The 23,405-nt window shown below is 66.7% G+C and carries 26 protein-coding genes, 1 tRNA gene, 1 pseudogene and 1 riboswitch; of the genes and pseudogenes, 18 read left to right on the top strand and 10 right to left on the bottom strand.

Annotation, left to right across the window (positions count from 1 at the left end; all coding sequences use genetic code 11):
• The first annotated feature begins 2 nt into the window (after nt 1-2).
• Nucleotides 3-1,013 carry a DNA polymerase III subunit delta gene (holA, locus tag GSQ76_RS01640; RefSeq protein ID WP_158742174.1) on the top strand — a complete coding sequence of 337 codons (1,011 nt, stop codon included), beginning with the start codon at nt 3-5 and terminating at the stop codon, nt 1,011-1,013.
• A 144-nt stretch (nt 1,014-1,157) separates the two neighbouring features.
• Here the strand turns inward: holA and GSQ76_RS01635 are convergent, their stop codons facing one another.
• The 4 genes from GSQ76_RS01635 to GSQ76_RS01620 all read right to left on the bottom strand — a co-directional run bounded on the left by GSQ76_RS01635 (nt 1,158) and on the right by GSQ76_RS01620 (nt 3,521).
• On the bottom strand, nt 1,158-2,027 hold the full coding sequence (locus tag GSQ76_RS01635; protein WP_158742173.1) for a ParB/RepB/Spo0J family partition protein: 870 nt from the start codon (nt 2,025-2,027) through the stop codon (nt 1,158-1,160).
• On the bottom strand, nt 2,024-2,836 hold the full coding sequence (locus GSQ76_RS01630; protein ID WP_158742172.1) for a ParA family protein: 813 nt from the start codon (nt 2,834-2,836) through the stop codon (nt 2,024-2,026). The genes GSQ76_RS01635 and GSQ76_RS01630 overlap by 4 nt, the downstream gene beginning before the upstream one ends.
• Nucleotides 2,837-2,845: 9 nt before the next feature.
• A complete protein-coding gene (locus GSQ76_RS32535) occupies nt 2,846-3,412 on the bottom strand; it encodes an RsmG family class I SAM-dependent methyltransferase (protein ID WP_158742171.1) in 567 nt (188 codons plus the stop codon).
• Nucleotides 3,413-3,447: 35 nt separating this feature from the next.
• Nucleotides 3,448-3,521: transfer RNA gene (locus tag GSQ76_RS01620), tRNA-Gly, on the bottom strand.
• Nucleotides 3,522-3,582: 61 nt separating this feature from the next.
• Nucleotides 3,583-3,662, top strand: a riboswitch (SAM riboswitch).
• Nucleotides 3,663-3,748: 86 nt separating this feature from the next.
• On the opposite strand from GSQ76_RS01620, the gene metZ reads away from it, so the two are divergent.
• From metZ to GSQ76_RS01600, 4 genes are read left to right on the top strand one after another with little or no spacing between them, the layout of a single operon-like run.
• On the top strand, nt 3,749-4,960 hold the full coding sequence (gene metZ / locus GSQ76_RS01615; protein ID WP_158742170.1) for an O-succinylhomoserine sulfhydrylase: 1,212 nt from the start codon (nt 3,749-3,751) through the stop codon (nt 4,958-4,960).
• Entirely contained in the window at nt 4,960-5,364 is a 405-nt protein-coding gene (gene apaG, locus GSQ76_RS01610; protein WP_158742169.1) for a Co2+/Mg2+ efflux protein ApaG, read from the top strand. Before metZ ends, apaG begins: the two co-directional genes overlap by 1 nt.
• Nucleotides 5,365-5,421: 57 nt before the next feature.
• Nucleotides 5,422-6,033: a GTP cyclohydrolase I FolE gene (gene folE / locus GSQ76_RS01605; RefSeq protein WP_158742168.1), complete on the top strand. Its 612-nt coding sequence runs from the start codon at nt 5,422-5,424 to the stop codon at nt 6,031-6,033.
• Nucleotide 6,034: 1 nt separating this feature from the next.
• On the top strand, nt 6,035-8,062 hold the full coding sequence (locus tag GSQ76_RS01600) for a protein-disulfide reductase DsbD (protein ID WP_254070185.1): 2,028 nt from the start codon (nt 6,035-6,037) through the stop codon (nt 8,060-8,062).
• Between the two features lie 8 nt (nt 8,063-8,070).
• Here the strand turns inward: GSQ76_RS01600 and GSQ76_RS01595 are convergent, their stop codons facing one another.
• Entirely contained in the window at nt 8,071-8,700 is a 630-nt protein-coding gene (locus GSQ76_RS01595) for a hypothetical protein (RefSeq protein WP_158742166.1), read from the bottom strand.
• A 54-nt stretch (nt 8,701-8,754) separates the two neighbouring features.
• Nucleotides 8,755-9,711, bottom strand: a complete 957-nt coding sequence (locus GSQ76_RS01590) for an Hsp33 family molecular chaperone HslO (protein WP_158742165.1) — start codon at nt 9,709-9,711, stop codon at nt 8,755-8,757.
• Between the two features lie 112 nt (nt 9,712-9,823).
• Between GSQ76_RS01590 and GSQ76_RS01585 the strand changes: the two genes are divergently transcribed.
• The gene (locus GSQ76_RS01585; protein ID WP_158742164.1) at nt 9,824-10,312 is read left to right on the top strand and encodes a pyridoxamine 5'-phosphate oxidase family protein; all 489 of its coding nucleotides are present in this window, start codon (nt 9,824-9,826) and stop codon (nt 10,310-10,312) included.
• A 34-nt stretch (nt 10,313-10,346) separates the two neighbouring features.
• Here GSQ76_RS01585 and GSQ76_RS01580 read toward each other — a convergent pair whose 3' ends face one another.
• The 3 genes from GSQ76_RS01580 to GSQ76_RS01570 are packed head-to-tail and all read right to left on the bottom strand — an operon-like array spanning nt 10,347 to nt 12,780.
• Complete coding sequence (locus GSQ76_RS01580; protein ID WP_158742163.1) at nt 10,347-10,625, bottom strand: hypothetical protein; 279 nt, start codon at nt 10,623-10,625, stop codon at nt 10,347-10,349.
• Nucleotides 10,622-11,587, bottom strand: a complete 966-nt coding sequence (gene argF, locus GSQ76_RS01575; protein WP_256366950.1) for an ornithine carbamoyltransferase — start codon at nt 11,585-11,587, stop codon at nt 10,622-10,624. The genes GSQ76_RS01580 and argF overlap by 4 nt, the downstream gene beginning before the upstream one ends.
• Nucleotides 11,584-12,780, bottom strand: coding sequence for an aspartate aminotransferase family protein (locus GSQ76_RS01570; protein ID WP_158742162.1), 1,197 nt, complete (start codon nt 12,778-12,780; stop codon nt 11,584-11,586). Before GSQ76_RS01570 ends, argF begins: the two co-directional genes overlap by 4 nt.
• Before the next feature lie 201 nt (nt 12,781-12,981).
• Between GSQ76_RS01570 and GSQ76_RS01565 the strand changes: the two genes are divergently transcribed.
• The 12 genes from GSQ76_RS01565 to GSQ76_RS01510 all read left to right on the top strand — a co-directional run bounded on the left by GSQ76_RS01565 (nt 12,982) and on the right by GSQ76_RS01510 (nt 23,086).
• On the top strand, nt 12,982-13,542 hold the full coding sequence (locus tag GSQ76_RS01565; protein ID WP_158742161.1) for a regulatory protein RecX: 561 nt from the start codon (nt 12,982-12,984) through the stop codon (nt 13,540-13,542).
• A 24-nt stretch (nt 13,543-13,566) separates the two neighbouring features.
• Nucleotides 13,567-14,316, top strand: a complete 750-nt coding sequence (locus GSQ76_RS01560; protein WP_254070184.1) for an AzlC family ABC transporter permease — start codon at nt 13,567-13,569, stop codon at nt 14,314-14,316.
• Complete coding sequence (locus tag GSQ76_RS01555; protein ID WP_158742160.1) at nt 14,313-14,609, top strand: AzlD family protein; 297 nt, start codon at nt 14,313-14,315, stop codon at nt 14,607-14,609. Before GSQ76_RS01560 ends, GSQ76_RS01555 begins: the two co-directional genes overlap by 4 nt.
• A gap of 131 nt (nt 14,610-14,740) precedes the next feature.
• Complete coding sequence (locus GSQ76_RS01550) at nt 14,741-15,304, top strand: hypothetical protein (protein ID WP_158742159.1); 564 nt, start codon at nt 14,741-14,743, stop codon at nt 15,302-15,304.
• 177 nt (nt 15,305-15,481) lie between these two features.
• Entirely contained in the window at nt 15,482-15,907 is a 426-nt protein-coding gene (locus tag GSQ76_RS01545; protein ID WP_254070183.1) for a CHAP domain-containing protein, read from the top strand.
• A 115-nt stretch (nt 15,908-16,022) separates the two neighbouring features.
• Nucleotides 16,023-18,791 carry an isoleucine--tRNA ligase gene (ileS, locus tag GSQ76_RS01540; RefSeq protein WP_158742157.1) on the top strand — a complete coding sequence of 923 codons (2,769 nt, stop codon included), beginning with the start codon at nt 16,023-16,025 and terminating at the stop codon, nt 18,789-18,791.
• The gene (gene lspA / locus GSQ76_RS01535; RefSeq protein WP_174247271.1) at nt 18,788-19,312 is read left to right on the top strand and encodes a signal peptidase II; all 525 of its coding nucleotides are present in this window, start codon (nt 18,788-18,790) and stop codon (nt 19,310-19,312) included. The genes ileS and lspA overlap by 4 nt, the downstream gene beginning before the upstream one ends.
• Nucleotides 19,313-19,319: 7 nt before the next feature.
• A complete protein-coding gene (locus GSQ76_RS01530; protein ID WP_158742155.1) occupies nt 19,320-19,886 on the top strand; it encodes a DUF3035 domain-containing protein in 567 nt (188 codons plus the stop codon).
• On the top strand, nt 19,886-20,323 hold the full coding sequence (locus GSQ76_RS01525; RefSeq protein WP_158742154.1) for a hypothetical protein: 438 nt from the start codon (nt 19,886-19,888) through the stop codon (nt 20,321-20,323). The genes GSQ76_RS01530 and GSQ76_RS01525 overlap by 1 nt, the downstream gene beginning before the upstream one ends.
• Before the next feature lie 84 nt (nt 20,324-20,407).
• The gene (gene mutL / locus GSQ76_RS01520; protein ID WP_158742153.1) at nt 20,408-22,204 is read left to right on the top strand and encodes a DNA mismatch repair endonuclease MutL; all 1,797 of its coding nucleotides are present in this window, start codon (nt 20,408-20,410) and stop codon (nt 22,202-22,204) included.
• A 31-nt stretch (nt 22,205-22,235) separates the two neighbouring features.
• On the top strand, nt 22,236-22,676 hold the full coding sequence (locus GSQ76_RS01515) for a DMT family transporter (protein WP_158742152.1): 441 nt from the start codon (nt 22,236-22,238) through the stop codon (nt 22,674-22,676).
• A complete protein-coding gene (locus GSQ76_RS01510) occupies nt 22,673-23,086 on the top strand; it encodes a secondary thiamine-phosphate synthase enzyme YjbQ (protein WP_158742151.1) in 414 nt (137 codons plus the stop codon). Before GSQ76_RS01515 ends, GSQ76_RS01510 begins: the two co-directional genes overlap by 4 nt.
• 144 nt (nt 23,087-23,230) lie before the next feature.
• Here GSQ76_RS01510 and GSQ76_RS31555 read toward each other — a convergent pair.
• Nucleotides 23,231-23,405 (bottom strand): annotated as a pseudogene (locus GSQ76_RS31555) (uracil-DNA glycosylase family protein); the annotation flags it as partial.

The following is a 23,405-nucleotide window of genomic DNA, read 5'->3' as shown; positions in this document are numbered from 1 at the left end:
TCGTGAAGATAGCCTCCCATCAGATCGCGGGGGTTTTGAAGGACCCGGCGCCCTATATCGGGATCCTCCTATACGGGGAAGACACCGGGCGCGTTCGAGATCACGCCATGTCGGCCACCCTTGCAGTGATTGGCGCTGTCTCCGACCCATTCAGATCGGCGGTGCTGACGCGCGACGAGCATGGGCGTCTTCGGGACGAGGTGACCAGCCTGTCGCTCACAGGCGGCCGCCGGGTCGTTCGGGTGCAGGATGCGACAGACGGGCTGGCTGCAATCGTCGAAGGCTTGTCCAAGTATCGGGCCGATACGCTGATCGTGCTGGAGACTGGTGCGCTGACGCCGCGCTCCAAACTGCGGGTCATGGCGGAGAAGCAGCCGCAATGGGCGGCGATAGCCTGCTACCCAGATACTGGCGCGGCGGTGTCATCCGAGATCAAGCGCGTGTTGTCGGAAGCCGGGTTGAGTGTAGAGCCGAGTGCGCTTGCGTTCCTCACGACCGAATTAGCCGGTGATTCGACGCGTCGGCGCGGCGAACTGGAGAAGCTGCGGCTCTATGCAGCGCAGTCTGGCACCGTCACTCTGGAGGAGGCGCAGGCCTGCTGCTCCATCAGCCTAGATGCGACGCTGAGCGCGGCTATTTCGGCAGCGTTGTCCGGCCGCGTCGTGTTATGCGACACGCTGCTTGAGGAGTTGGGGCGGGATGGCGCCACCGGGCCCGGCGTGTTGGCGGTGCTGGCGAGCCAAGTGCAGCGCATCCTGAAGGTCCGGTTGCTGGTGGATGAGGGGCGCTCGGCGGAAGAGGCTTGCCGCACATTGCAGCCGCCGATCTATCCCCGCCAAATGCCTGCGTTCCTGCAGGAGGTGCAACGTTGGTCAACGGCCAGGCTGGAAGGCCTTGGCCGCGCTATTCGGGAGGCGGATATTGCCTGTAAGCGCGCCGCCTCACCCGATCTGGCGATTGCCGGGCGGCTGCTTGGCGTCGTGGCGCGGAGTGTCGGAGGCCGCGGCCGGTAGGAGCGTCTTGGCGCGGCTCTATGTCATTCTTCCCCGTTGGGCCAGGTACGGACGTGGGGTTCGCTCGCTTGGCAAGGGAGTGGATCGTCGCTGCTTCAAACCATTGTATTGATCACAGCTTGGTGCGTTTGGCCCTACTGCCTGCTAGAGGCTGCGGTGACCGAGTTTCGCGATGATGTGGTCGAGTTGATCGAGGGTTTGGTAATGCAGGGTGACCGCACCGCCTTTGCCGTTGAAGCTAATTGCCACTTGCAGGCCGAGTTGCTCGGCAAGATCAGCCTCGACAGCGCGTAGGTCGGCAGTGCTTTGCGCCAGCGCGCTGCTGTGGGCGCTGCCATCGGGCTTTTTGGGTGATTTGGGTGTCGCCAGTGCTTCAGCTTGGCGAACGTTGAGGCCACGGGCAATCATCTGTGCCGCCGCCGCCGCCGGGTCCGCGCAGGCAAGGGCAGCACGGGCATGGCCAGCGCTGAGGGTGCCGTCGCGAACGAAGGCGATGACGTCGCCGGGTAGGGCCAATAGACGCATCAGATTGGCAACGTGGCTGCGGGATTTCCCAATAGCGACGCCAAGTTCCTCCTGCGTCAGGCCAAATTCCTCGACAAGGCGGCGGAAGCCCTCTGCTTCTTCAATCGGGTTCAGATCCTTCCGCTGCAGGTTCTCCACCAAAGCGGCTGCGCTGGCATCGGTATCGGCCAGGTTGCGAACGAAGCACGGCACGGACGTGACGCCAGCGAGTTGCGCTGCCCGCCACCGTCGCTCACCAGCGATGATTTGGAACTGTCCGGGGCGGCCCGGGTGCGGGCGCACCAAAATGGGTTGCAGAACGCCTCGCGCCCGGATGGACGCAGCGAGTTCGTTGAGATCGTCCTCGCGAATTGCGCCACGTGGCTGAAATGGACTCGGCTCCAGCGTGTGGACATCCATCATGCCAATCGACGATGGCGGTGGGGGCTGCAGGCTATCGCCAAGCAGCGCGGCGAGGCCGCGGCCTAGACGGGGGCTGGGATCCCTCATGCGTCAGCCCTCGCTGTCGTGCGGAGGTGAAAACGATCGCTCAGTTCCTGCGCCATCTTGCCATAAGCCAGGGCGCCGGCGGATCTCGGGTCGTACAACATCACCGGTTTGCCGTGGCTTGGCGCCTCCGACACCCGAACGCTGCGCGGGATGACCGTTTCGTAGACCCGCTGGCCGAAGAAGCTTCGTGCATCAGCTGCGACGAGTTCAGATAGGTTGTTTCGCCGATCATACATGGTCAGGACGATCCCCTCGATCACGGCGCGCTGATTGAACGAGCCTCGCACACGGTCGACGGTCTGGGCTAGCTGGCTCAATCCCTCCAGGGCGAAAAACTCACACTGTAGGGGGACTAGCACAGTCGTGGCGGCGACTAGGCCATTCAACGTGAGTAGCCCCAGGCTGGGCGGGCAGTCGATGATGATGACGGGGAAGCCTTGCACGTGCGATAGCGCGCGCTGCAGGCAGAACTCGCGGTTCGGCTGGTCCACCAATTCAATTTCGGCCCCGGCGAGGTCCGGTTCGGCCGGGATGATGAATAATCCCTCGACCTGTGTGGCGCGGATGCACTCATCCAACTCTGCCCGCCCGGTGATGCTGTTGTAACAGCCGGGTTGGCGATCGGATCGCGGGATGTCCAACCCGGTGGAGGCATTGCCCTGGGGGTCCAAGTCGACAATCAAAACCCGCAGGCCGCTCTGCGCGAGGGCGGTGCCGAGGTTGAGCGCAGTGGTAGTTTTCCCAACGCCTCCCTTCTGGTTGGCGATCGCGATGATATGGGGAGAAGTGGTGGTTTGGTTGTCGATCACGCAAGCGTCTTAGCGGAGGGCGCTCACTTTGACGAGACAAGAGGGAGGGCGATCCGTGGGAAGACGCTCGATCAACAAGCCAGATCGGGCGGCGACCTGTGCTAATTCGGCCTCGACGGACGCTCCCTTTAGAAATAGCCCGCAACCGGTCGCGGAGATGAACGGCTGCGCCAAGGGGATCAGGGCCGAAAGCGGCGCCAACGCACGTGCGGTGACGCATTCGGCCGGTGGTAGGGCCGTGGCTTCGATCCGAGACGTATGCACATGACCACGCAGGCCCAGCGTGGCGAGGGTCGTGGTCAGGAAGGCTGCCTTGCGGCGATCCGCTTCGACAAGATCGAGGACAACCCCTGTTTCGATTGCAATTGGAATTGCGGGAAAACCCTGGCCGGTCCCGAGGTCAATCAGCCGATCCAGGCCGGGTGGCAGGTGCGGCACGATGCAGAGGCAATCGTCGATGAGGGTGTTCAGTGCCACCTCGGAAGCACTGTTGGTGGCGGTGAGGTTGAGCGCGGCACCCCAGCGTCGTAGCAGCGAAATGTATCGCCCACGCTGTGTTTCACGTGAAACACTCATCTCCGAAATAAGGCGGATGGCCGGAGCGGAGAGAATGGAGCGGGTGGAGGGAATCGAACCCTCGTATGCAGCTTGGGAAGCTGCCGTTCTACCATTGAACTACACCCGCGCTCGCGCCATCGCGCCCTTATAGAAACTGCGCGTTGACGGCGCAACCGGTGAAAGATAAACTACGCTTCCCTCGTGATTTGTCCGGCCGGATTGCGGCGAGGCTAAATAAGCGCGCTAAAGAGGCCTCGCGTTCGACAGCCAAACTCTGTCGGCGTCGGGCGTCCACGGCTGGTTCGTTTCGCCCCGCTGCCAGACGGCAGCCGAACCGCTGGAAAGGCCATTGCTATGAACGCTGATCATCGGATTGCGACTCGCCTGGTGCAAGCCGGGTTGCAACGCACCCCGTTCGGGGAGACCAGCGAAGCCCTCTTCCTTACATCCGGCTTCACTTACAGCAGTGCCGAGGAGGCCGAAGCCGCCTTCGACGGCACGAAGCCGCACTATCAGTATTCCCGTTTCGGCAATCCAACTGTGACCATGTTGGAGGACAGGTTGGCCGCGGTCGAAAGGGCAGAGGCGTGCCGGGTGACGGCGACAGGCATGGCTGCAATCCATGCCGCGATGCTGAGCCACCTTAAGACCGGCGACCGCGTCGTCGCATCCCGTGCGCTGTTCGGCTCATGCCACTGGATCGTGTCGACCCTCCTGCCCCGCTACGGCATCGAGACGGAATTCGTCGATGGCCACGATTTAGGCCAGTGGCGGGCAGCATTCGAGCGCCCGGCGACGATGGTTCTCGTCGAAAGCCCCTCCAACCCAATGTTGGACGTGATCGACCTACGCGCGGTTTGCGCGATGGCCCACGCGGCCGGTGCGCTCGTCGTCGTCGACAACGTGTTTGCCACGCCCCTGCTGCAGCAACCGCTAACCCTTGGCGCCGACATCGTCGTCTACTCCTGCACAAAGCATATCGATGGCCAAGGCCGCGCGCTCGGTGGCGCTGTGCTTGGGAACAAGGAGTGGATCGAGGGGACGCTGCAGCCCTTCATTCGCAACACCGGCCCCAGCCTGTCGCCATTTAACGCCTGGTTGCTGCTGAAGGGCCTGGAAACATTGGCTCTTCGGGTCGAAGCTGGATGCCAACGGGCAGCAATCGTGGCCGAGTTCCTGTCGCAGCAATCGCAGATCGGGCGGGTGCTTTACCCCACCAGGAAAGACCATCCCCAGCACGAGTTGGCCATGTCCCAGATGTCCGATGGCGGCACGCTCGTCACGTTCGAGTTGAAGGGCGGAAAGGCAGCTGCGTTCGAGTTCATGAACGCCTTCCGCCTGATCGCGATCAGCAACAACCTTGGTGACTCGAAGTCGCTGGCCACCCATCCCGCGACGACGACGCATATGCGGATTGGCGCGGAGGAGCGCGCGCGCCTCGGCATCACCGATGGGGTCATCCGACTGTCGGTCGGGTTGGAAGATTCGGCCGATATCTGTGAGGACCTGGCGCGCGGGATCGCTGCCATCGGCAGCAGCGCGCCGCGTCGTCAGGCGGCTGAGTAATGACCGAGGAGTATACCGCCACAACCCGCGCCATCGTGGTGGCGGTGCAGTCCTTCTACCTCGAAGACAAGTCGGAACCAGATGACGGACATTATGTCTGGGCCTACCACGTTCGCATCCATAACTCGGGGAGTGAGACCGTTCAGCTCATGCGCCGAACCTGGCGGATCACGGATGGCCGGGGCCGCACGATCAACGTCGAAGGGCCCGGCGTCGTGGGCGAGCAGCCCTTGCTAGAGGCTGGCGAGAGCTTCGAATACACCTCTGGCACGCCGCTGGAGACGCCGACTGGGTTCATGCAAGGGCTCTACCACATGGTGGTTACCACAACGGGTGAGGCGTTCGACGTCGTTATCCCGCCGTTTAGCCTGGACTGCCCCCATAACGGACATCAGCTCCACTAGCCGAGCGCCCCGGCAAGCCCATTTCGATATGCGCAAAGCACCACAGGATCGGCCGATTTGGACACCATCGCACCCACGCCGAAACCCACGCAAGCCGAGGCAGAGGCCGCTGTGCGCACCCTGCTGCGTTGGGCGGGCGATGATCCCTCGCGTGAGGGTTTGCGCGACACACCAGCCCGGGTTGCACGCTCCTACCGCGAGCTATTTGCAGGGTATGATGTCGATCCAAATGCCCTTCTCGAACGCACGTTCGAGGAGGTCGAAGGCTATGACGAAATCATCCTGCTGCGGGACATAAGATTAGAATCCTATTGCGAGCACCATATGGTGCCCATTATCGGTAAGGCTCACGTCGGCTACCTGCCGGATCGTCGGGTGGTGGGTATCAGCAAACTCGCCCGCGTCGTCGATGCGTTCAGCAAGCGCTTGCAGATCCAAGAAAAGCTAACCGTTCAAATCGCCAATACTATCAACGAGGTATTGCGTCCGAAGGGGGTCGCAGTTGTCATTGAAGCCGGCCATCAATGCATGACGACCCGCGGCGTGCACAAGCCCGGCGTCGCGATGGTGACCAGCAGCATGCTTGGCGAGTTTCGAACCAATCCCGAGACCCGGCGCGAGGTGTTGTCCATGATCGGTAACCGTGCACCCTTGGAATATGGCACCTAAATTGAAAAAGTTCGGCGCGCGACTAGCGGCCGCCGGGCTACTCGCCCTGGGCATTCCGGCGGCCGGCCATGCTTTAGAATCGGCGCCGGTCACGTCCAGCAGGGCGGTAGCCACGCTCGTTACCAACACCGACGCGATCCAGGCAGGCGGGCAGTTCAAGGCCGCCCTCCGTCTGCAACTTGCCCCCGGCTGGCATACCTACTGGCAGAACCCCGGCGATGCTGGGGTTGCGGCCGATCTCACCTTCGATCTGCCGCCGGGTGCAAAGGTCTCGCCGATCGAATGGCCGGTACCGATCCGGGTCGCCGAGGGACCGCTAACCACGTTTGCCTACACTGGCGACCTGCTGCTGCCCGTCACCTTTACCGCAGCCAGCGCGCCCGTAACACTGACAGCCCACGCCACCTGGCTGGTATGCCGGGACATCTGCGTGCCGGAGCAGGGCGACTTCAAACTAGCTCTGCCCGCTGGAACACTCAGCCCCTCGGCCGAGGCACCACTCTTTACCGCCGCCGCCGCGCGAACCCCAGTCTCGCCGACGTTTCACGCGACCGTCTCCACAGATGGCGGCATTTTACGGCTGTCCGGCCCCGGTCTGCCGCAGGGTGTCACGTCCGCGCAATTCTTCCCCGGGGGCGATGGCCAGACCGAGGGCGTTGGGTCGCAAACACCGATTGCCAGGGATCAAGATCTCCTGCTGCATCTTGCCCTCGGCACAACGTTCGACCCTCACGCACCTCTCACGGGCGTCGTCATCCTCACCACCGGGTCGGGCGTTACCAAGCCATTCGCGATATCTGCCGCGCAAGGCTCGATCCCGGCTGCGACACCGCCACAACCCTTGATGTTCCTGCTGTTGGCCGCACTCGGCGGCGGGCTGCTTCTCAATCTCATGCCCTGCGTCTTCCCGGTTTTGGCCATGAAGGCGATGGCCCTCGCCCGGCTATCCGCGGCCGATCGGCGCACCGTTCGGCTGGAGGCAGGGAGCTACACCGTCGGCGTCGTGGCGGCCTTTGCTGCCCTCGGCGCCGTGCTCATCGCGCTACGGGGTGCCGGGCAAGCGGTGGGCTGGGGCTTCCAGTTCCAGTCCCCGCTTTTCGTCACGCTGGTTGCCTGGGTGCTTTGCGCCACCGGCCTCAACATGTCGGGCGTGTTCTCGATCGGCGAGGGCGTCACCGGCACGGGCCAGGCGCTCGCCGCCCGGCGTGGGCACGCAGGCAGCTTTTTCACAGGGTTGCTCGCCGTCGTGGTGGCGACGCCCTGCACGGCGTCCTTCATGGGGGCGGCTTTGGCCGGGGCGCTCGCCGCGCCGCCCGCAACCGCGTTGCTGGTGTTCGCAGTCATGGGCCTTGGCCTGGCACTCCCCTATGCCAGCATGGCGGCCGCGCCGCGGCTTGCCGGATTGCTGCCGCGGCCGGGGCGGTGGATGACGACGCTGCGCCAGGCCCTCGCCTTCCCAATGTATGGCGCTGCCGTCTGGCTGGTGTGGGTGGTCAGCCAACAAACCGGCCCGACCGGCGTGCTCATCGCTGGCGCCGGGCTGGTGGGGGTCGGGTTCACCGCGTGGATGCTGGGTACCGCCCAATCCAGCAGCGGCCGGTCCCGTCCCGTCGCCTACGGGGTCGCGAGTGCTGCGGGGCTTGCCACCCTTGCCCTGCTCACCATCGGCACAACGCCCGGGCCAGAAACCAGCGAGCCATTCACCCCTGCCCGCCTGGCCCAACTCCAGGGCGAGGGCCGGCCGGTGTTCGTGAACATGACGGCAGCGTGGTGCCTGTCCTGCCTGGTGAACGAGCGTATCGCATTGTCGCCCACCGCCGTCCGCGCTGCGTTCGATCACGCCAAGGTCGCCTACCTGAAGGGCGACTGGACCAAGCAGGACCCCACCATCTCCAACTTCCTGCGCGAGCATGATCGCGACGGCGTGCCGCTCTATGTCTTCTACCCCCCGGGGCGGGACCCTGTGGTGCTGCCGCAGATCCTGAGCGAGGGTGATGTGCTGCAGCAGGTCGCCAAACTGGGAAGCTGAAACGGAAATTACCGCCGCAGAACGGGCGTTCCCGGACGCGCGGGCGCCAGGTTGGTCGGTGCCGACAAATCCTCGGTTTGCACCGGCGGCGGCGGCGGGGCGCTGCCGGCCGTGGCCTGGGTCCAATCCCGCAGCGACCGCTTCACCTGAAATTCGAATTCCACGTTCATGTCGGTCATCATCTGCATGGTGAAATCGTACAGCACCGCGCGGGAATCCTCGTCGGTATCGGTGCTGGTGCGGCGCCGGGCAACCCGGGCCTCGGCGAACCCGGCGCGCTCGCCACCCGGCCCGGCGAATACGTCCAGATGAACCGCCATCGTCCCCTCGATCCCGCCGCCGACCCGGCGAAGGCTCGCCTGGTCGATGACGAATACCGCGCGCCCAGCGCTTCCGCCCGCAACCAGCCGGTCATTTGCCATCTGCTTCAGCGCATCGCTGGGCCTCACGGGGGACAGGCCTTCGACCGAGCTGCCGCCGGCTGGGGTGGTGCGGTCATCGACTTCCACGGCGGCCACGTTCAGCCGGATGGGCGTCAGATACCTGTAGCTCGGCAGCGGGAAGCTCCGGGGAACGTCGTCACTGCCACAGGCAGCAGCAATGAGCGGCAGCAGCAGGACGGATCGGCGGGCGAGCATACTATCTCCTTGGATTTCGGAACCAGCGGCACCCTGCCACGCAGGGCGGACCCGTCAATCGGTGACGCCAGCCCCGCCTACCTCATCGCGCCCGAAGCGGAAATCCAAATTGCAGAATTCGCACGTCATGACGATGTCGCCTTGGGTTGCCATGTCATCCAGATCCTCCGCGCCGAACCCTTCCAGGATGCCCGCCAGGCGCGAGCGGGAGCAGCGGCAGCCATAGGCCAATGCCCGGGGCCGATCCGCCGCTACGCCTTCGGCACTGAACAGCCGCCAGATCAGTTGCTCGGACGGCAGGTCATCGTCCAGCAACTCCTCATCCGTCACTGTCGAGGCGAGGATCGTCGCTGCACGCCAGGCCTCGTCGCCATCGGGTTCTTCGCTGAGGTCGATGCCGCCCTCGGCCGCCACCCGTTCCAGGATCAGCGCAGACGCGCGCCACCCGGTGTCGGTCTTGGCGCACGCCAGGCGCACGGCACACTGCAATTGCTCGCTGGTGTCGAAATAATGCAGCGCCATGTCGGCGAGTGTGCGGCCCTCGATCGCGACGATGCCCTGGTGCCGATCCATGTCGTCGCCCTGGTCCACGGTGAAGGCCAGATAACCGCGGCCCAGCAGCGTCGCGGCCGTGGGAGTTTCGGTCTTTTCCAGCACCGCGGCTAGTTTGTCGGCATCGGCCCGGGCATAGCCCCGCAGCGCGCCATCCTGGGTGCAATCCGCCAGCAGCATCGTGACTGCGCCGTCGCCCTTCGCCTGCAGGCTGAACGATCCCTGGAACTTCAGCGCCGCCGCCAATGCGGCGGCCAGGGCCAACGCCTGGCCGGACAAACTGGTGACGATCGGGTGATTGTCGTGCCGGCTCAGCAACGCATCGGCCAACGCGCCCAGCCGGACCAGCCGCCCGCGAACCGGCCGTCCAGGTAGGTAAAACGGGGTGATGCCGCGAGGCACGACGATATCGGGCACATCCGGTCGGGTGCCGTCGAGGAAGGCTGGCATGGCGCTCATTGTCGCAAGATAGGGTGTGATCCCGCGCAAAACCACCGGGCACCGTCACACGGCATGCGGAACCATCACCGCCACATTCTCGTTGCCTTGGCCTGACGTTGGAGAACGAGCGATGACTGAAACCAACAACACCGCCAAGCTGTGGGACCTGATCAAGTCCGTCGAGGTGGCGATGATGGTCACCGAGGATGGCGGCCATCTTCGCAGCCGCCCGATGGCGATGTCGCAGAAGGAGTTCGATGGGACGCTGTGGTTCTTCACCCGCGCCGACTCCCACAAGGTGACCGAGGTGCAGTCCGAGCAGCGGGTGAATCTCGCTTTCGCGCACCCGGGCAAGCAGGACTACGTCTCCGTCTCCGGCACCGCCGCCCTGGTGCGCGATGCGAAAGCGGTCGAGGACCATTGGACAGAATCGCTGAAAGTTTGGTTTCCAAAAGGCAAGGCCGATCCGGAGATTGCCCTGCTGAAGGTGACCGTGCAGCAGGCGGAATACTGGGACGCGCCCTCGTCCACCATGCTGCACGCCTACGGCTATGTGAAGGCTGCGCTGACGGGTGAATCGCCGAACCCCGGCGGCCACGGCACCGTCAAGCTGAGCTAACCGCGTCGCGGTCTTCCCATCTGGGAGGGCCGCGCTAGGCTTCTTCGGAAATCTTTGCCTCGAGCGCCTGTAGTGCGTGATCGAGTTCTGTTGGGTCCTCGATCATCTTCGCCACTGCGCCCAACAGGGTCTGGCGACAGCGGTCATGGCCCAGATCCATATCCACTGCACCACGCACGCCGGCCAGGCACTCGGCATACATGTCGCGCGCCGCTTCTACGGATTGGCCGTATGGTGCGAAGATCTCGCGAATACTGCCGTCCACCCAGCCAGGGGTGGACGGCGTTTCTTCGGTTGCGGACGATCGGCTCAACGCAGTGCGCCCAGGGCCCAGGCCAAGACGCCCTTCTGTGCATGCAGCCGGTTTTCCGCGCCGTCGAACACGACGGATTGTGGGCCATCGATGACCTCCGCCGTCACTTCTTCCCCGCGATGGGCGGGAAGGCAGTGCATGAACAGCGCGTCCGGTGCTGCCTGGCGCATCAACCTTGCATCGACCTGGAAGGGTGCCAGCATGTTGTGCCGGTTGCTGGCGGGGTCGTCGGACATGCTGATCCAGGTGTCGGTCACCACGCATCGGACACCATCGACCGCAGCCATGGGATCGTCGCCAACCGTGATCGTGGCACCTTGCGCCCGCGCCCAGGCCACCAGATCGGCCGGCGGCTGCAGTTCCGCCGGGCAGGCGATGCGCAGTTCGAACCCGAACCGCACCGCCGCCTCGATCCACGAGCAGGCGACGTTGTTGCCGTCACCCACCCACGCGATCGACTGCCCGGCGATGAGGCCGCGATGCTCCTCGAACGTCATGACATCCGCCATCAACTGGCAGGGGTGCGACTTGTTCGTCAGCCCATTGATGACGGGGACGGTGGCATAGGCCGCCATCTCCGCCAGCTTGGCGGCATCGTCGGTGCGCAACATGATGGCATCGACGTAGCGGGATAGCACCCGCGCCGTATCCGCCACCGTCTCACCCCGGCCCAGTTGCGTATCGGCGCCCTGCAGCATGATGACGTCGCCACCCAGTTCGCGCATCGCCACCTCGAACGAGACGCGGGTGCGGGTGGAGGGCTTTTCGAAGATCATCGCCAGTGTCTGTCCCGCGAGGGGCCGGGATGACGGCACCCCCGCCTGCTTGTAGCCACGGGAGACGTCCAGCATCTGGCGCAGCACCGCCGGGTCGAAATCCTTCAGTTCCAAGAAATGACGGGGCGCGCCGGATTCCAACTCGAAGCCGTCTTCCGGTCGCAGTTTGCGAACCGCCCCGCTCACTTTGCCGCCGCCTGAGACAGGGAGGGCCGACAACGGCGCGCGCCACGCCGCACCATCTCCACGGCGGTTGCGATGTCGTCGTCGGTCACGACCAACGGTGGCACCAGGCGCACGACGTTGTCACCTGCCCCGACTGTCAACAGCCCCTCGGCCGTGAACGCGTTCTGCACCTCGGTATTCGGCACCTTGCACTTGAGGCCAAGGATCAACCCGGCGCCACGCACGTCGGAGAACACCTCAGGCTCGTCCTGCACGACCTTCTCCAACTCACGCCACAGCGTGCGGCCGCGGCGATCGACACCCTCCAGGAAGCCTGGTTCCAGCACGACGTCCAGCACTGCATTGGCGGCGGCGCAGGCCAGCGGGTTGCCGCCGAAGGTGGTACCATGCGTGCCGGCCACCAGGTGGCGCGCCACGGCCTCCCTCGCCAAGACGGCCCCCATTGGGAAACCGCCGGCAATGCCCTTTGCGGCGGAGATCACATCTGGCTCGATACCCGCCCACTCATGGGCGAACAGCTTGCCGGTACGCCCCATGCCGCACTGCACTTCGTCGAGGCCCAGGAACAGGCCGTATTCGTCGCAGGTGGCGCGCAATTCCTGCAGGAAGCGCAGGGATGCCGGGCGAACACCGCCCTCGCCCTGCACTGGCTCGACCAGGATGCCGGCGGTGTTCGGCCCGATGGCGTCGCGCACCGCGTTCATGTTCTCGAACGGAACATGGTCGAAGCCTTCGACGGTGGGGCCGAAGCCTTGCAGGTACTTCGCATTCCCGGTGGCCGCCAGCATCGCCAGCGTCCGCCCGTGGAACGCGCCGTCGAAGCAGATGATCCGGAAGCGTTCGGGCCGGCCGGTTTCCGCCATGGCGCGGCGCATCATCTTGACCATGCCCTCGTTCGCCTCGGCGCCCGAGTTGCAGAAGAACACGCTGTCCGCGAACGTCGCCGCCACCAACCGCGCGGCCAGCTTCTCGGCGCCGGGCACGCGATACAGGTTGGAGACGTGCATCACCTTGCCCGCCTGTTCGGCGATCGCGGCGACGAGATGGGGGTTGTTATGCCCCAGCGAGGAGGTTGCGATGCCTGCCCCGAAATCCAGGAATCGTCGCCCGTCGCCCGTATACAGCCAGCAGCCCTCGCCCCGCTCGAAAGCGAGGTCGGCACGGTTGTAGGTGGGCATCAGAGCGGCGATCATGTCGAAGGGTTCACCTAGTGACTCCCCACGCGCCAACCGCGACCTTCGTGGCCAGTCGCGAGGGAAGCAGGGAGCATGAAGCGCCAACGCGCCTGAAGTCAAACGCTTAACGACCAACCATGTCGCCAATGCTATGATAGCTAACGTATGACAGGGTTGCGGCGGGTTCCGGTCGGCCGCGGCGCGTGGCAGCATCGGGCGATGCGCCCCCCCGCCAAACCACCAGGTCCACCCCCGGACGAGAGCGCGTTGCGCCATGCTGCGCTGAACCATCTCGCCCGCTACAGCACCACGCAGACCGGGTTGCTGCGGGTGCTTGGCCGCCGGATCGACCGGTGGGCCCGCGCGGCGGAGGCGGCGCCCGAGCAGATCGCCGTCTGCCAGGCGGCTGCGCGGACCGTCGTAACCGCGCTGGCCGGGATCGGCGTGGTGGATGACGCGGCGTTTGCGGCCGGGCGGGCACGCGCCCTGCACCGGGCCGGGCGATCGCGTCGCGCCATTGCCGCGCATTTGCAGGCGAAGGGCGTGCCGGCCGAATTGGCTGCCTTGCCCGACGATCCGGAAGCCGAGTTGAGCGCTGCCATCCTCTATATCGGTCGCCGTCGCATCGGCCCGTTCCGGCACGAGCCAGACCCGGCGCAGCGCCAGCGTGATCTGGCCCGGCTGGCCCGCGCCGGGTTCGGGGCAGATATCGCGATGCGCGTACTAGACCTTTCCCATGCGGACGCCGAAACCCTGCTGCTGGAGGCCCGCCGGGCATAACGGCGGCAAGGGGGGACGTGAGCGATGCGACACCGTGCCACAGGGGCGGGGGCAATGATCGGCTTCTCGGGGGCGGCGATGCGCCTGGGTGCGCGCCGCGTGTTGCCGCTGGTGGCGGGGTTGGCCCCCTTCGGCCTGGTGGTCGGCCTGCTGGCACAGGGCGCCGGATTGTCGTTGACCGAGGCGGGGCTGATGAGCGGCCTGTGCTACGCCGGGTCGGCGCAATTGCTGGCCCTGGGACATTGGGCGGTGCCCGCGCCGATCCTGGCCGCGACGCTGGCCGCGCTGATCGTCAATCTGCGCCTGGTGCTGATGGGGCCGGTGCTGGCGCCCTGGCTGGACCGCGTGAAGGGCTGGCGGCTGATGGCGAGCCTGTTCATGATGGCCGACCAGAACTGGGCACTGTCGGTCGAGGCGATGCGCCGTGGCGAGGGCGATGCCGGGTTCCTGTTCGGCAGCGGTCTGCTGACCTGGTTCGTTTGGGTCGGCACCACGCTGGCGGGGCATCTGTTGGGCGGCGTCATCGCGCCGGCACCCAATCACCCGATCTTCTTCGCGGCCCTGGCGGTGTTCATCGCGCTGCTGGTGCCGATGTGGCGGGGGCGGATGGATGGTTTGCCCCGGGTCGTCGCCGCGATCGCATCGATCGTGACGTCGGTGGTGCTGCCGGGGACCTGGTATGTGGTGGTGGGCGCGCTGGCCGGGTCGCTGGCCGGGTTGTTGCAGGAACGCTTGCGGCCACCGGCGCCGCCAGCCGCGCTGGTGGTGGAATGAACGGCAGCACGCTGTTGGCCATCGCCGGAATGTCGCTGGCAACGTTTGCCTGTCGCTATGGCGGCTACTGGCTGTTCAGCCATATCCGGCCCACTCCGGCGCTGCGAACCGTGCTCGGTTACATACCGGGTGCCTTGTTCGTCAGCTACGTCGCCCCGGCGCTGTTCGCCGGCGGTCCGATGCAATGGATCGGCGGCGCCGCGACGGTGGTGCTGATGCTGGTGGTCCGGGACCTCAGCCTGGCCGTTTTGGGCGGCACGGCGATCGCCTGGGTGTGGTGGTCCTACGTCTGAGGCGCAAAAATCGGCTGTTTCGTGCAAGTAAGCTGCAATTTTGTGCTGCAGGGCTGAAGACGGCATCGCACGATGCTGTTACCGTAACCATAACACCCCTGAACCGGGGTTTCTCGAGGAGAGTGACTCATATGACGTTCCGTTTCCAGGGGCTGGTCCCCGCTTTCGCTCTGCTGGTCGTGGGCGCCGCGGCGCATGCGCAGTCCACCGGCGGTGGCGGGCAGATGGCCTACCCCGATTCGCTGCCCTCCGGCCAGGTTCGGGTTCCGGCCCCGACCGCCCGCGACACCGGCAACATGGCCTATCCCGCCTCCCCCGGCGGCGTGACGACGGCTGCCCCGACCGGCCGCGACACGGGCAACATGGCCTATCCGACCGGCGGCGCGGCAACCGTCACCACCCACCCGACCCCGGCGCGTGGTCGTGCGCGTCCCGGCATGTCGGGTGCTACCCCGGCCGCCGCCGCCCCGGCCCCGACCGCGTCCGGCATGGCCGCCGCGCAGTCGCTGAACAGCGCCCCGGGCTCTGCCCCAGTGCCGTACACCGACTTCGCCACCCCGGGGAAGCCGATGATGGGCCGCCATGGCGCAATGCACGCCAAGCCGATGCACCATGTCGCCGCGAAGAAGAAGGCCGCCGCCGCTCCGGCCGCCGCCGCTCCGGCCGCCCCTGCCCCGGCCGCGCCCGCGAAGTAAGTCTCGCCTGAAACCACCGGACATCAATTCGTTATTCCTCCGCGTTGATGTCCGGTGTAAGGTGCTCCCGTTCACGAAATCGGGAGCGTTCGATCAATGGGTGCGCGTGGCTGGCTTGCTTGCCTCGTATCCCTGATAGGCCTGTCCGCCTGCGCCGGCAGTGGATCGCCCACTGGAATGACCGGGGGCTCTCGATCCGCCAATGTGGAATGCGCTCCCTTCGCCCGCGAGGTTAGCGGGATTCAGCTTTATGGCGACGCGGCATCCTGGTGGGATAGTGCGTCTGGTCGATATCAGCGCACGGCGGAGCCGGGTCCCGGTGAGGTTCTGGTGTTCCGCCGCTCGGGCCGGCTGCCCTCGGGCCATGTGTCCGTCGTTTCCCGGCTAAAATCGGCGCGCGAGATCATCGTGACACAGGCCAATTGGGTGCATGGCCGTATTGCCCGCAGCGAGCCCGTGATCGATGTCTCCCCCGGCAATGACTGGACGGCGGTGCGCGTATGGTGGGAGCCATCGAACGCGCTGGGCACCACGATCTATCCGACGTTCGGCTTCATCGCCCCGCGCCCACCCGCCCGCTCGGACGTGGTTGCGGCGAATTAACTGCGGGTTGCTGCGCTGCACCCCTGATCCCCGCAGGCTGGGGTGGCGCGGAGGGCGTCTGGCGCGCTAGGTGTCGGGTTCGACCGTTTTGGCCGCCTGTTGCCGGATCCCCCATATGATCGACTATCGCGACACTGTCTTTCTCCCCACGACCTCCTTCCCGATGCGCGGCGATCTGCCGAAGCGCGAGCCGGAGATTTTGGCGCGGTGGGAGCGGATGGGCCTGTGGCAGCGCACCCGGGCCATGGCCGCGGGCAAGCCAACCTTCGTGCTGCATGACGGCCCGATCTATTCCAACGGCAATCTGCACATCGGCCACGCGCTGAACCGCATCCTGAAGGATGTGATCATGCGGGCCCATCGCATGGCCGGGTTCGATGCCGACTTCATCCCGGGCTGGGACACGCACGGCCTGCCGATCGAATGGAAGGTCGAGGAAGAATACCGCCGCACGGGCCGCGACAAGGATGCGGTGCCGGTGTTGGATTTCCGCGCCGAGTGCCGTGCCTATTCCCAGGGCTGGCTGGACATCCAGACGGCAGAATTCCAGCGCCTGGGCGTCACTGGGGATTGGGCGGGCCGTTACGCCACCATGGACTTCCCGGCCGAGGCAGCGATCGCCGGCGAAATCGGCAAGTTCCTGCTGAACGGCTCGCTGTATCGCGGCCTGCGCCCGGTGATGTGGTCCACGGTGGAAAAGACCGCGCTGGCCGAGGCGGAGATCGAATATCACGACCACACCAGCGATACCGTGTGGGTTCGCTTCCCGATCCTGACCGGCTCGCTGGCAGGCACGTCCGTGGTGATCTGGACGACCACGCCGTGGACCATGCCGGGTAACCGGGCGCTCGCCGCTGGGGCCGCGATCGACTACGCGCAGGTCCGCGTCGATAGCGTGGCGGAGGGCTCGCTGGCCAAGCCGGGGGAGATCATCCTGGTAGCGCTGGATCTGGTCGGCAGCGTTTGCACCCAGTTGGGCATCGCGACGCATCACGTGCTGCAGGTGGTGCATGGCTCGGACCTCGACGGCCTGATCTGCGCGCACCCGCTGCGTGGCCAGGGCTACGACCACGATGCGCCGATCCTGATGGGCGATTTCGTCACCACCGAGCAGGGTTCCGGCCTGGTTCACATGGCGCCGGCGCATGGCGAGGAGGATTTCGGGCTGTGCCGCGCGCATGGCATCGCCGTGCCGGAAACGGTGGGCGAGGATGGGCGCTACACGCCGGGCGTGCCGATGTTCGCCGGCACGCACGTGTTCAAGGCCGCCACCCCCGTCGGTGCCGCGATCGAGGCGGCGGGCGGGCTGATCGGCCGCGGCAAGCTGGTGCATTCCTACCCGCATTCCTGGCGCTCCAAGGCGCCGCTGATCTATCGGGCCACGCCGCAATGGTTCATCCGCATGGACGGGCCGGAACAGATCCGCGCCCGCGCGCTGGAAGCGATCGAGGCTACGCCGTTCATCCCGCCGCAGGGCCGCAACCGCATCGGCTCGATGGTGGCGGGGCGCCCGGATTGGTGCATCAGCCGGCAGCGCGCCTGGGGCGTGCCGATCCCGGTGTTCGTCGACCGCACCACGGGCGAGCCGCTGCGTGACCCGGCGGTCGTTGCCCGCGTGGTGGAGGCGTTCACCAGCGAAGGGGCGGATGCCTGGTATCGCTCCCCCAAGAGCCGCTTCCTGGGCGATGGCCGCGATCCTGAGAATTTCGAACAGGTGATGGATATCGTCGACGTGTGGTTCGAGAGCGGCTCGACCCACGGCTTCGCGCTGGAGGACCGGGGCAAGCCCTGGCCGGCGGACTTGTATTTAGAAGGTTCGGACCAGCATCGCGGCTGGTTCCAATCGTCCCTGTTGGAGGCGATCGGCACCCGCGGGGCGGCGCCGTTCAAGGCAGTGCTGACCCACGGCTTCGTGCTGGACGAGACCGGGCGCAAGATGAGCAAGTCGCTCGGCAACGTCACCGCGCCGCAGCAGGTGACCGACAAGTTGGGCGCCGACATCCTGCGGCTGTGGGTGATGAATTCCGACACGACCGAGGATCTTCGCATCGGGCCGGAGATCCTGAAGCAGCAGGCCGAATTGTATCGCCGCCTGCGTAACACGTTGCGTTGGCTGCTGGGCGCGGTGGAGGGGTTCACCGAGGCAGAGCGCGTGCCGGTGACCGAGATGCCGGAACTGGAGCGGTGGGTGCTGCATCGCCTGTCCGAGATCGACGGCCGCCTGCGCCGTGCGCTGCAGACGCATGATTGGACCGGGCTATATCCGGAACTGCACGCCTTCTGCGCCGCCGACCTGTCCGCGTTCTACTTCGACGTGCGCAAGGATGCGCTGTACTGCGACCGGCCGGACGATGCGAAGCGCCGGGCGACACGGACGGTGCTGAATGCGGTGCATCGCTGCCTGACTATCTGGCTGGCGCCGGTGCTGGTGTTCACCGCGGAAGAGGCCTGGGGTGCGCGGTTCCCGGGCGAAGATGACAGCGTGCACCTGCAGCCCCTGCCGGAAATCCCGGCCGAGTGGTACGACTCAGCGCTCGCTGCCCGCATCGCGACGCTGCGCGAGCATCGCGGCGAGGTGACTACCGTGCTGGAAACGGCGCGACGCGACGGCACGATCAAGGCCTCGCTGCAGGCGGTGGTCAGCTTGCCGGAGAGCATGCGCAGCCTGCTCGATGACCCGGCGTGGTGCGAGTTCGCCATCGTCAGCCAGGTGGTGCCGGGCGGGGCCTTGGCGGTGGACAAGGCACCGGGCGAGAAATGCGCCCGCTGCTGGAAGGTGCTGCCCGAGGTCGGCAGCAACCCGGCCCATCCGGCACTCTGCCTGCGCTGCACCGATGCGGTGGAGAGCGGGCTGGTCGGCCAGCCAAGAATCGACGCGGCGTGACCCTGCGCAATCGCCTGACGGCGCTTGGCCTGGTGGCCCTGGTGCTGGTGTTCGTGGCCGACCAGGGCAGCAAGACCTGGATCCTGCAGGGGCTGCAGCTTCCGTTGCTGGGCCGGGTGGATCTGCTGCCGGTGCTGAGCCTGACGATGGTGTGGAACCAGGGCGTCACCTTCGGCCTGTTCAAGGCGGATGGTGCCTGGGGCCCGCTGCTGCTGGTGGCGGTGGCCATCGCCATCGTGGTGGCGCTGGCGGTGTGGCTGCGCCGGGCGGAGTCGCGGCTGGTGGCGTTCTCGCTGGGCGCCATTGCCGGCGGGGCGATCGGCAACGTGTTGGACCGGCTGCGCTTCGGCGCGGTGGTGGATTTCATCCATTTCCACGTCGGCAGCTGGAGCTGGTACGTGTTCAACGTGGCCGATGCCGCGATCGTATGCGGCGTTGCGGCTCTGGTGTTGGATGGTTTGCGACCGAAATCACGCGGCGCTGACGAGCGGCTTGCAGGGCCAGGGCCAGCGGAGCTATGACCCGCGCATGAGCAACATCTATCGCTTGACACGTCACGCGCCCGCGCTGGTCGTGCTCGCCAGTATCGGTCTGTCCGGCTGCGGTGGCGACGATCTGTCCCGCACCATTGGGTTGACCCGGGATGCGCCGGACGAATTCACCGTGACGACCCGTGCGCCGCTCTCCATGCCGCCGGATTTCTCGCTGCGGCCGCCGCGCCCCGGTGCGTCCCGCCCGCAAGAATTGTCGGAGCGGCAGCAGGCCGAGGCCGCCTTGTCGCCGACCACGGCGCTGAGCGGCGCGCCGGCCGGCACGTCACCCGGCCAGCAGGCGTTGTTGAGCGCCGCCGGGCCGGCCGCGCCGCGCGACATTCGCAACGAGGTGGATTCGGAATCGCAACTCGACGCGCCGAGCCAGTCCTTCGCCGACCGGTTGATGTTCTGGAAGCCGGCGCCGCCGCCCGGCACGCCGGTGGACCCACAGGCCGAGAGCCAGCGACTGCGCCAGAACGCGGCATTGGGCGCGGCGCAGAGCACGGGTGATACGCCGATCATCCAGCGCCGCCAGCAGGGCATTCTCGACTCCATCTTCTGATGCGGCACCTGCTGCTACCGGCGCTGCTGGTCGCGTTCGCGTTTCCGGTGACGGCGCAGCGGGCAATCGCGCAGCCGGCGGCAGACCCGCCTTGGGTGGCCGATGTGGTGGGGGATTACGGCGGCATGGTGCGCAATGCCGGGCGCATGCAGTGCCACCACACCAGCTTCGAACTGAAGGACGGCCACCTGATCGGCCATTACCGGATAGAGGACGACGTGCCGTTCAACGGCGAGCTGACCGATTTCGTCCCGGATGACGACAGCAGTGGCACCTTCACCTGGCACGACCGCTTCGGGGTCGGCAAAGAATACGTCCGTTTTGCGCCGGACCATGCCAGTTTCTTCGGCGCCTGGGGGGACGACACCGTCGACCCGCGCAATCCGGTGCGCGGCACACGCGGCGGCGTGGCGGGTTGTGCCGGCGCCGTATCCTGATGTGTGTTGCCCTGATGTGTGTTGCCTTGGTGTTTGTTGCCCTGGTGTTTGTTGTGGTGCCATCGAACACGCTATTCTCCTCACATGGAGTCGTACGCCCTCCCTGTCCCTGAGTTGACGCCGATCGCCGGGGTCCTGCGCCGCCTGCCGGATGCGCTGGTGGACCGGATCGCCGCTGGCGAGGTGATCGAGCGGCCGGCTGCGGTTGCCAAGGAATTGGTCGAGAACGCCATCGATTCCGGCGCCAGGCGCATCGCGGTCGTGCTGGATGGCGGCGGCATCGCCCGGATCGAGGTGACGGATGACGGCGCCGGCATGTCGCCCGACGCGCTGGCGCTCGCGGTGCAGCGGCATTGCACCTCCAAACTAGCCGACGACCATCTGATCCGCATCGATACGCTCGGCTTCCGCGGGGAGGCGCTGCCCTCCATCGGGGCGGCGGCGCGGTTGCAGATCACATCCCGCCCGCATGGCGCGCCGAACGCGCATCGGATCCGGGTCGAGGGCGGCATGGTCGATGCGGTTGCACCCGCCGCGGGGCCGGTAGGCACGCAGGTGCTGGTGTCCGATCTGTTCTTCGCCACGCCCGCCCGGCGCAACTTCCTCAAATCCGCCCGGGTGGAGGCGGATCATGCCGAGGCCGCGGTGCGCCGCCTGGCGTTTGCCGCCCCGCATGTCGCCATGCGCCTGGTCAGCGATGGCCGGGTGGTGTTCGACCTGCCGGTCCAGGACCGCGGCGCGCGGGCGACAGCGTTGTTGGCGGCTGGCGAGTTGCTGCTGGTCGAGGGTGGGCGCAGTGGGTTGACCCTGGCGGGGCATGCCGCCGGGCCGGCAGCCAGCCGCGCCACGACTGCCGGGCAATCCCTGGTGGTGAACGGCCGACCCGTGACCGACCCGGTGTTGCGCACCGCGGTGCGCGTGGCGTATCGCGACGTGATCGCGGCCGGCCGGCACGCGGTGGTGGCGTTGTACCTCACCATCCCGCCGGAGGAGGTCGACGTGAACGTCCATCCCGCCAAGACCGAGTTGCGGTTTCGCGACGCGGACGGCGTGCGGGCGCTGGTGATCGGCACGCTGCGGCGCACCTTGTCGGCCGGCGCCGGGGCAGCGCCACGATTCGCCACCTTCCGCCCTTCGCTGCCCAGCCGCGCCCCGCTGCGCCTGGTGCCGGTGGAACCCGCGCCGCCGCATCCGGCCCTGGCAGCCCAGGGCTTCGCCGAGCTGGCCCTGCCCTTTGCCGCCGCCCCGTCGGCCCGCGTCGCGCCGTCTGCACCGCCGGAACCGTCGCCACATCCGCTGGGCGCTGCGGTGGCCCAGGTGCTGGATACCTACGTCATCGCGGTAGCTGGTGATGGCAGCCTGGTGCTGGTCGACCAACATGCCGCCCATGAACGCCTGACGCACGAGGCGTTGGCTATGCAGGTGCGCGAGGGCGGCGTGCGCAGCCAGCCCTTGTTACTGCCCGCCGTGGTGGATATGCCCCCCGCCGCCGTCGCGCATCTGGTGCAGCACGCCGCCACTTTGCTGTCCCTGGGGTTGGAGTTGGAGGCATTCGGCGCCGGTGCGGTGCTCGTGCGGGCCATGCCGGCCGTGCTGTCGGCCGGTGGCTCGCCCGACCCGGCGCCCCTGCTGCGCGACCTGGCCGACGAGTTGGCCGAGCATGGTGAGGCCACCGCGTTGGACACGCTGTTGGACGCCGCCATCGCGCGCATGGCCTGCCATGGCAGCGTGCGCGCCGGCCGTCGGCTGAACGCCGCGGAGATGAACGCCCTGCTGCGCCAGATGGAAGCGACGCCGCGCGCAGCCACCTGCTCCCACGGCCGCCCGACGGTGCTGAAGCTGAGCCGGGCGGAGATCGAAACCATGTTCGGCCGCCGCTAGAACCCGCACCTTGCGGGGGCGTTGGCGGGCTGTGAAACCCCTCCTGTATCTATTCGTCGCCGCGGCCGGCGCGCTCACCTCCGTCGAATCGGGCGCGAATGCGAAGCTCACCGACAGCCTTGGCGGCCCCTGGTGGCCAGCGCTCATCTTCTCCCTCATCTCGATCGGCTGCCTGGCGATCGGGGCGCTGGTTTGGGCCGGCCCGTTCCCGGCGGCGCAGATGGCGCAGGTGCCGTGGTGGGCCTGGGCCGGCGGGGTGATCAGCGCGCTCTACGTGATGTCGATGCTGATCGCGCCGGGCCAACTCGGGGCTGGGCTGTTCACCGGGCTCACGGTCATTGCGGCGATCATCGCCTCTATCGCGCTCGATCATTTCGGCCTGGTAGGCTTCCCTCAACACGCGGCCGGGCTGGGCCGCCTGATCGGAGCAGCATTGATGATCGCCGGTATCGTTTGCGTGGCCGTGTTTTGAGGCAAGAAACGCACACCCTGATCGTGTCGACCGCCGGCAAGGGTCTCGTCCCGATCTCCGCCCCGATCGAGGCGTGGGTTGCGGCGCAGGGCATGACCACCGGGTTGCTGACGGTGTTCATCCGCCATACCTCGGCCTCGCTGCTGGTGCAGGAAAATGCCGACCCGACCGTCCGGGCCGATCTGGAGGCCTTCTTCGCCTGGCTGGTGCCGGAGAATGTCGGATATCGCCACAACACCGAGGGGCCGGACGATATGCCGGCGCATATCCGCGCGGCGCTGACGCAGACGCAGGTTTCGATCCCGCTCGTGGGCGGGCGACTGGCGCTGGGAACGTGGCAGGGCGTGTATGTGTGGGAACATCGGACGGCGCCACATCAGCGCGAGGTCGTGCTCCATCTGATGGGGTGATCGAGCCGGGATTGTGTCTGCCCCGACCGTCGCGTCATCCTCCGGATCTGGCATGGAGCGCAAAACAGGCGCCGACGCTGTCCGAAGATCGTCAGGAATTCATCTGGGAGCGATTGGTCACCAACTGGCGCGAGCCCTAGCGCCTCACTCCGCCAGGGCGCGCGCCACTGCATCCCGCAGCGCCGGCAGCACGTCGGTGACGAACCAGGGGTTGCGTTTTTCCCAGACGCCGGTGCGCCAGGACGGGTGAGGCAGCGGGAAGTAGTGCGGCAGGTGGTCGCGCCAGGCGCGCACCCGGTCCGTCATCGCGCCCTTGCCC

Source organism: Acidisphaera sp. L21 (assembly GCF_009765685.1).
In the GTDB taxonomy this organism is placed as follows: domain Bacteria; phylum Pseudomonadota; class Alphaproteobacteria; order Acetobacterales; family Acetobacteraceae; genus LMUY01.
The sequence above is the reverse complement of the archived record's forward strand: the minus strand, read 5'-3'. Positions and strand labels throughout refer to the sequence as shown.

Bases quoted from the DNA above. Each gene is read 5' to 3' on its own strand.
- GSQ76_RS01635 (WP_158742173.1), bottom strand. From the start codon at position 2,027: ATGAGGGATCCCAGCCCCCGTCTAGGCCGCGGCCTCGCCGCGCTGCTT.
- GSQ76_RS32535 (WP_158742171.1), bottom strand. From the start codon at position 3,412: ATGAGTGTTTCACGTGAAACACAGCGTGGGCGATACATTTCGCTGCTA.
- metZ (WP_158742170.1), top strand. From the start codon at position 3,749: ATGAACGCTGATCATCGGATTGCGACTCGCCTGGTGCAAGCCGGGTTG.
- apaG (WP_158742169.1), top strand. From the start codon at position 4,960: ATGACCGAGGAGTATACCGCCACAACCCGCGCCATCGTGGTGGCGGTG.
- GSQ76_RS01595 (WP_158742166.1), bottom strand. From the start codon at position 8,700: ATGCTCGCCCGCCGATCCGTCCTGCTGCTGCCGCTCATTGCTGCTGCC.
- GSQ76_RS01590 (WP_158742165.1), bottom strand. From the start codon at position 9,711: ATGAGCGCCATGCCAGCCTTCCTCGACGGCACCCGACCGGATGTGCCC.
- GSQ76_RS01585 (WP_158742164.1), top strand. From the start codon at position 9,824: ATGACTGAAACCAACAACACCGCCAAGCTGTGGGACCTGATCAAGTCC.
- GSQ76_RS01570 (WP_158742162.1), bottom strand. From the start codon at position 12,780: ATGATCGCCGCTCTGATGCCCACCTACAACCGTGCCGACCTCGCTTTC.
- GSQ76_RS01565 (WP_158742161.1), top strand. From the start codon at position 12,982: ATGCGCCCCCCCGCCAAACCACCAGGTCCACCCCCGGACGAGAGCGCG.
- GSQ76_RS01560 (WP_254070184.1), top strand. From the start codon at position 13,567: ATGCGACACCGTGCCACAGGGGCGGGGGCAATGATCGGCTTCTCGGGG.
- GSQ76_RS01555 (WP_158742160.1), top strand. From the start codon at position 14,313: ATGAACGGCAGCACGCTGTTGGCCATCGCCGGAATGTCGCTGGCAACG.
- GSQ76_RS01550 (WP_158742159.1), top strand. From the start codon at position 14,741: ATGACGTTCCGTTTCCAGGGGCTGGTCCCCGCTTTCGCTCTGCTGGTC.
- GSQ76_RS01545 (WP_254070183.1), top strand. From the start codon at position 15,482: ATGACCGGGGGCTCTCGATCCGCCAATGTGGAATGCGCTCCCTTCGCC.
- ileS (WP_158742157.1), top strand. From the start codon at position 16,023: ATGATCGACTATCGCGACACTGTCTTTCTCCCCACGACCTCCTTCCCG.
- GSQ76_RS01530 (WP_158742155.1), top strand. From the start codon at position 19,320: ATGAGCAACATCTATCGCTTGACACGTCACGCGCCCGCGCTGGTCGTG.
- GSQ76_RS01525 (WP_158742154.1), top strand. From the start codon at position 19,886: ATGCGGCACCTGCTGCTACCGGCGCTGCTGGTCGCGTTCGCGTTTCCG.
- mutL (WP_158742153.1), top strand. From the start codon at position 20,408: ATGGAGTCGTACGCCCTCCCTGTCCCTGAGTTGACGCCGATCGCCGGG.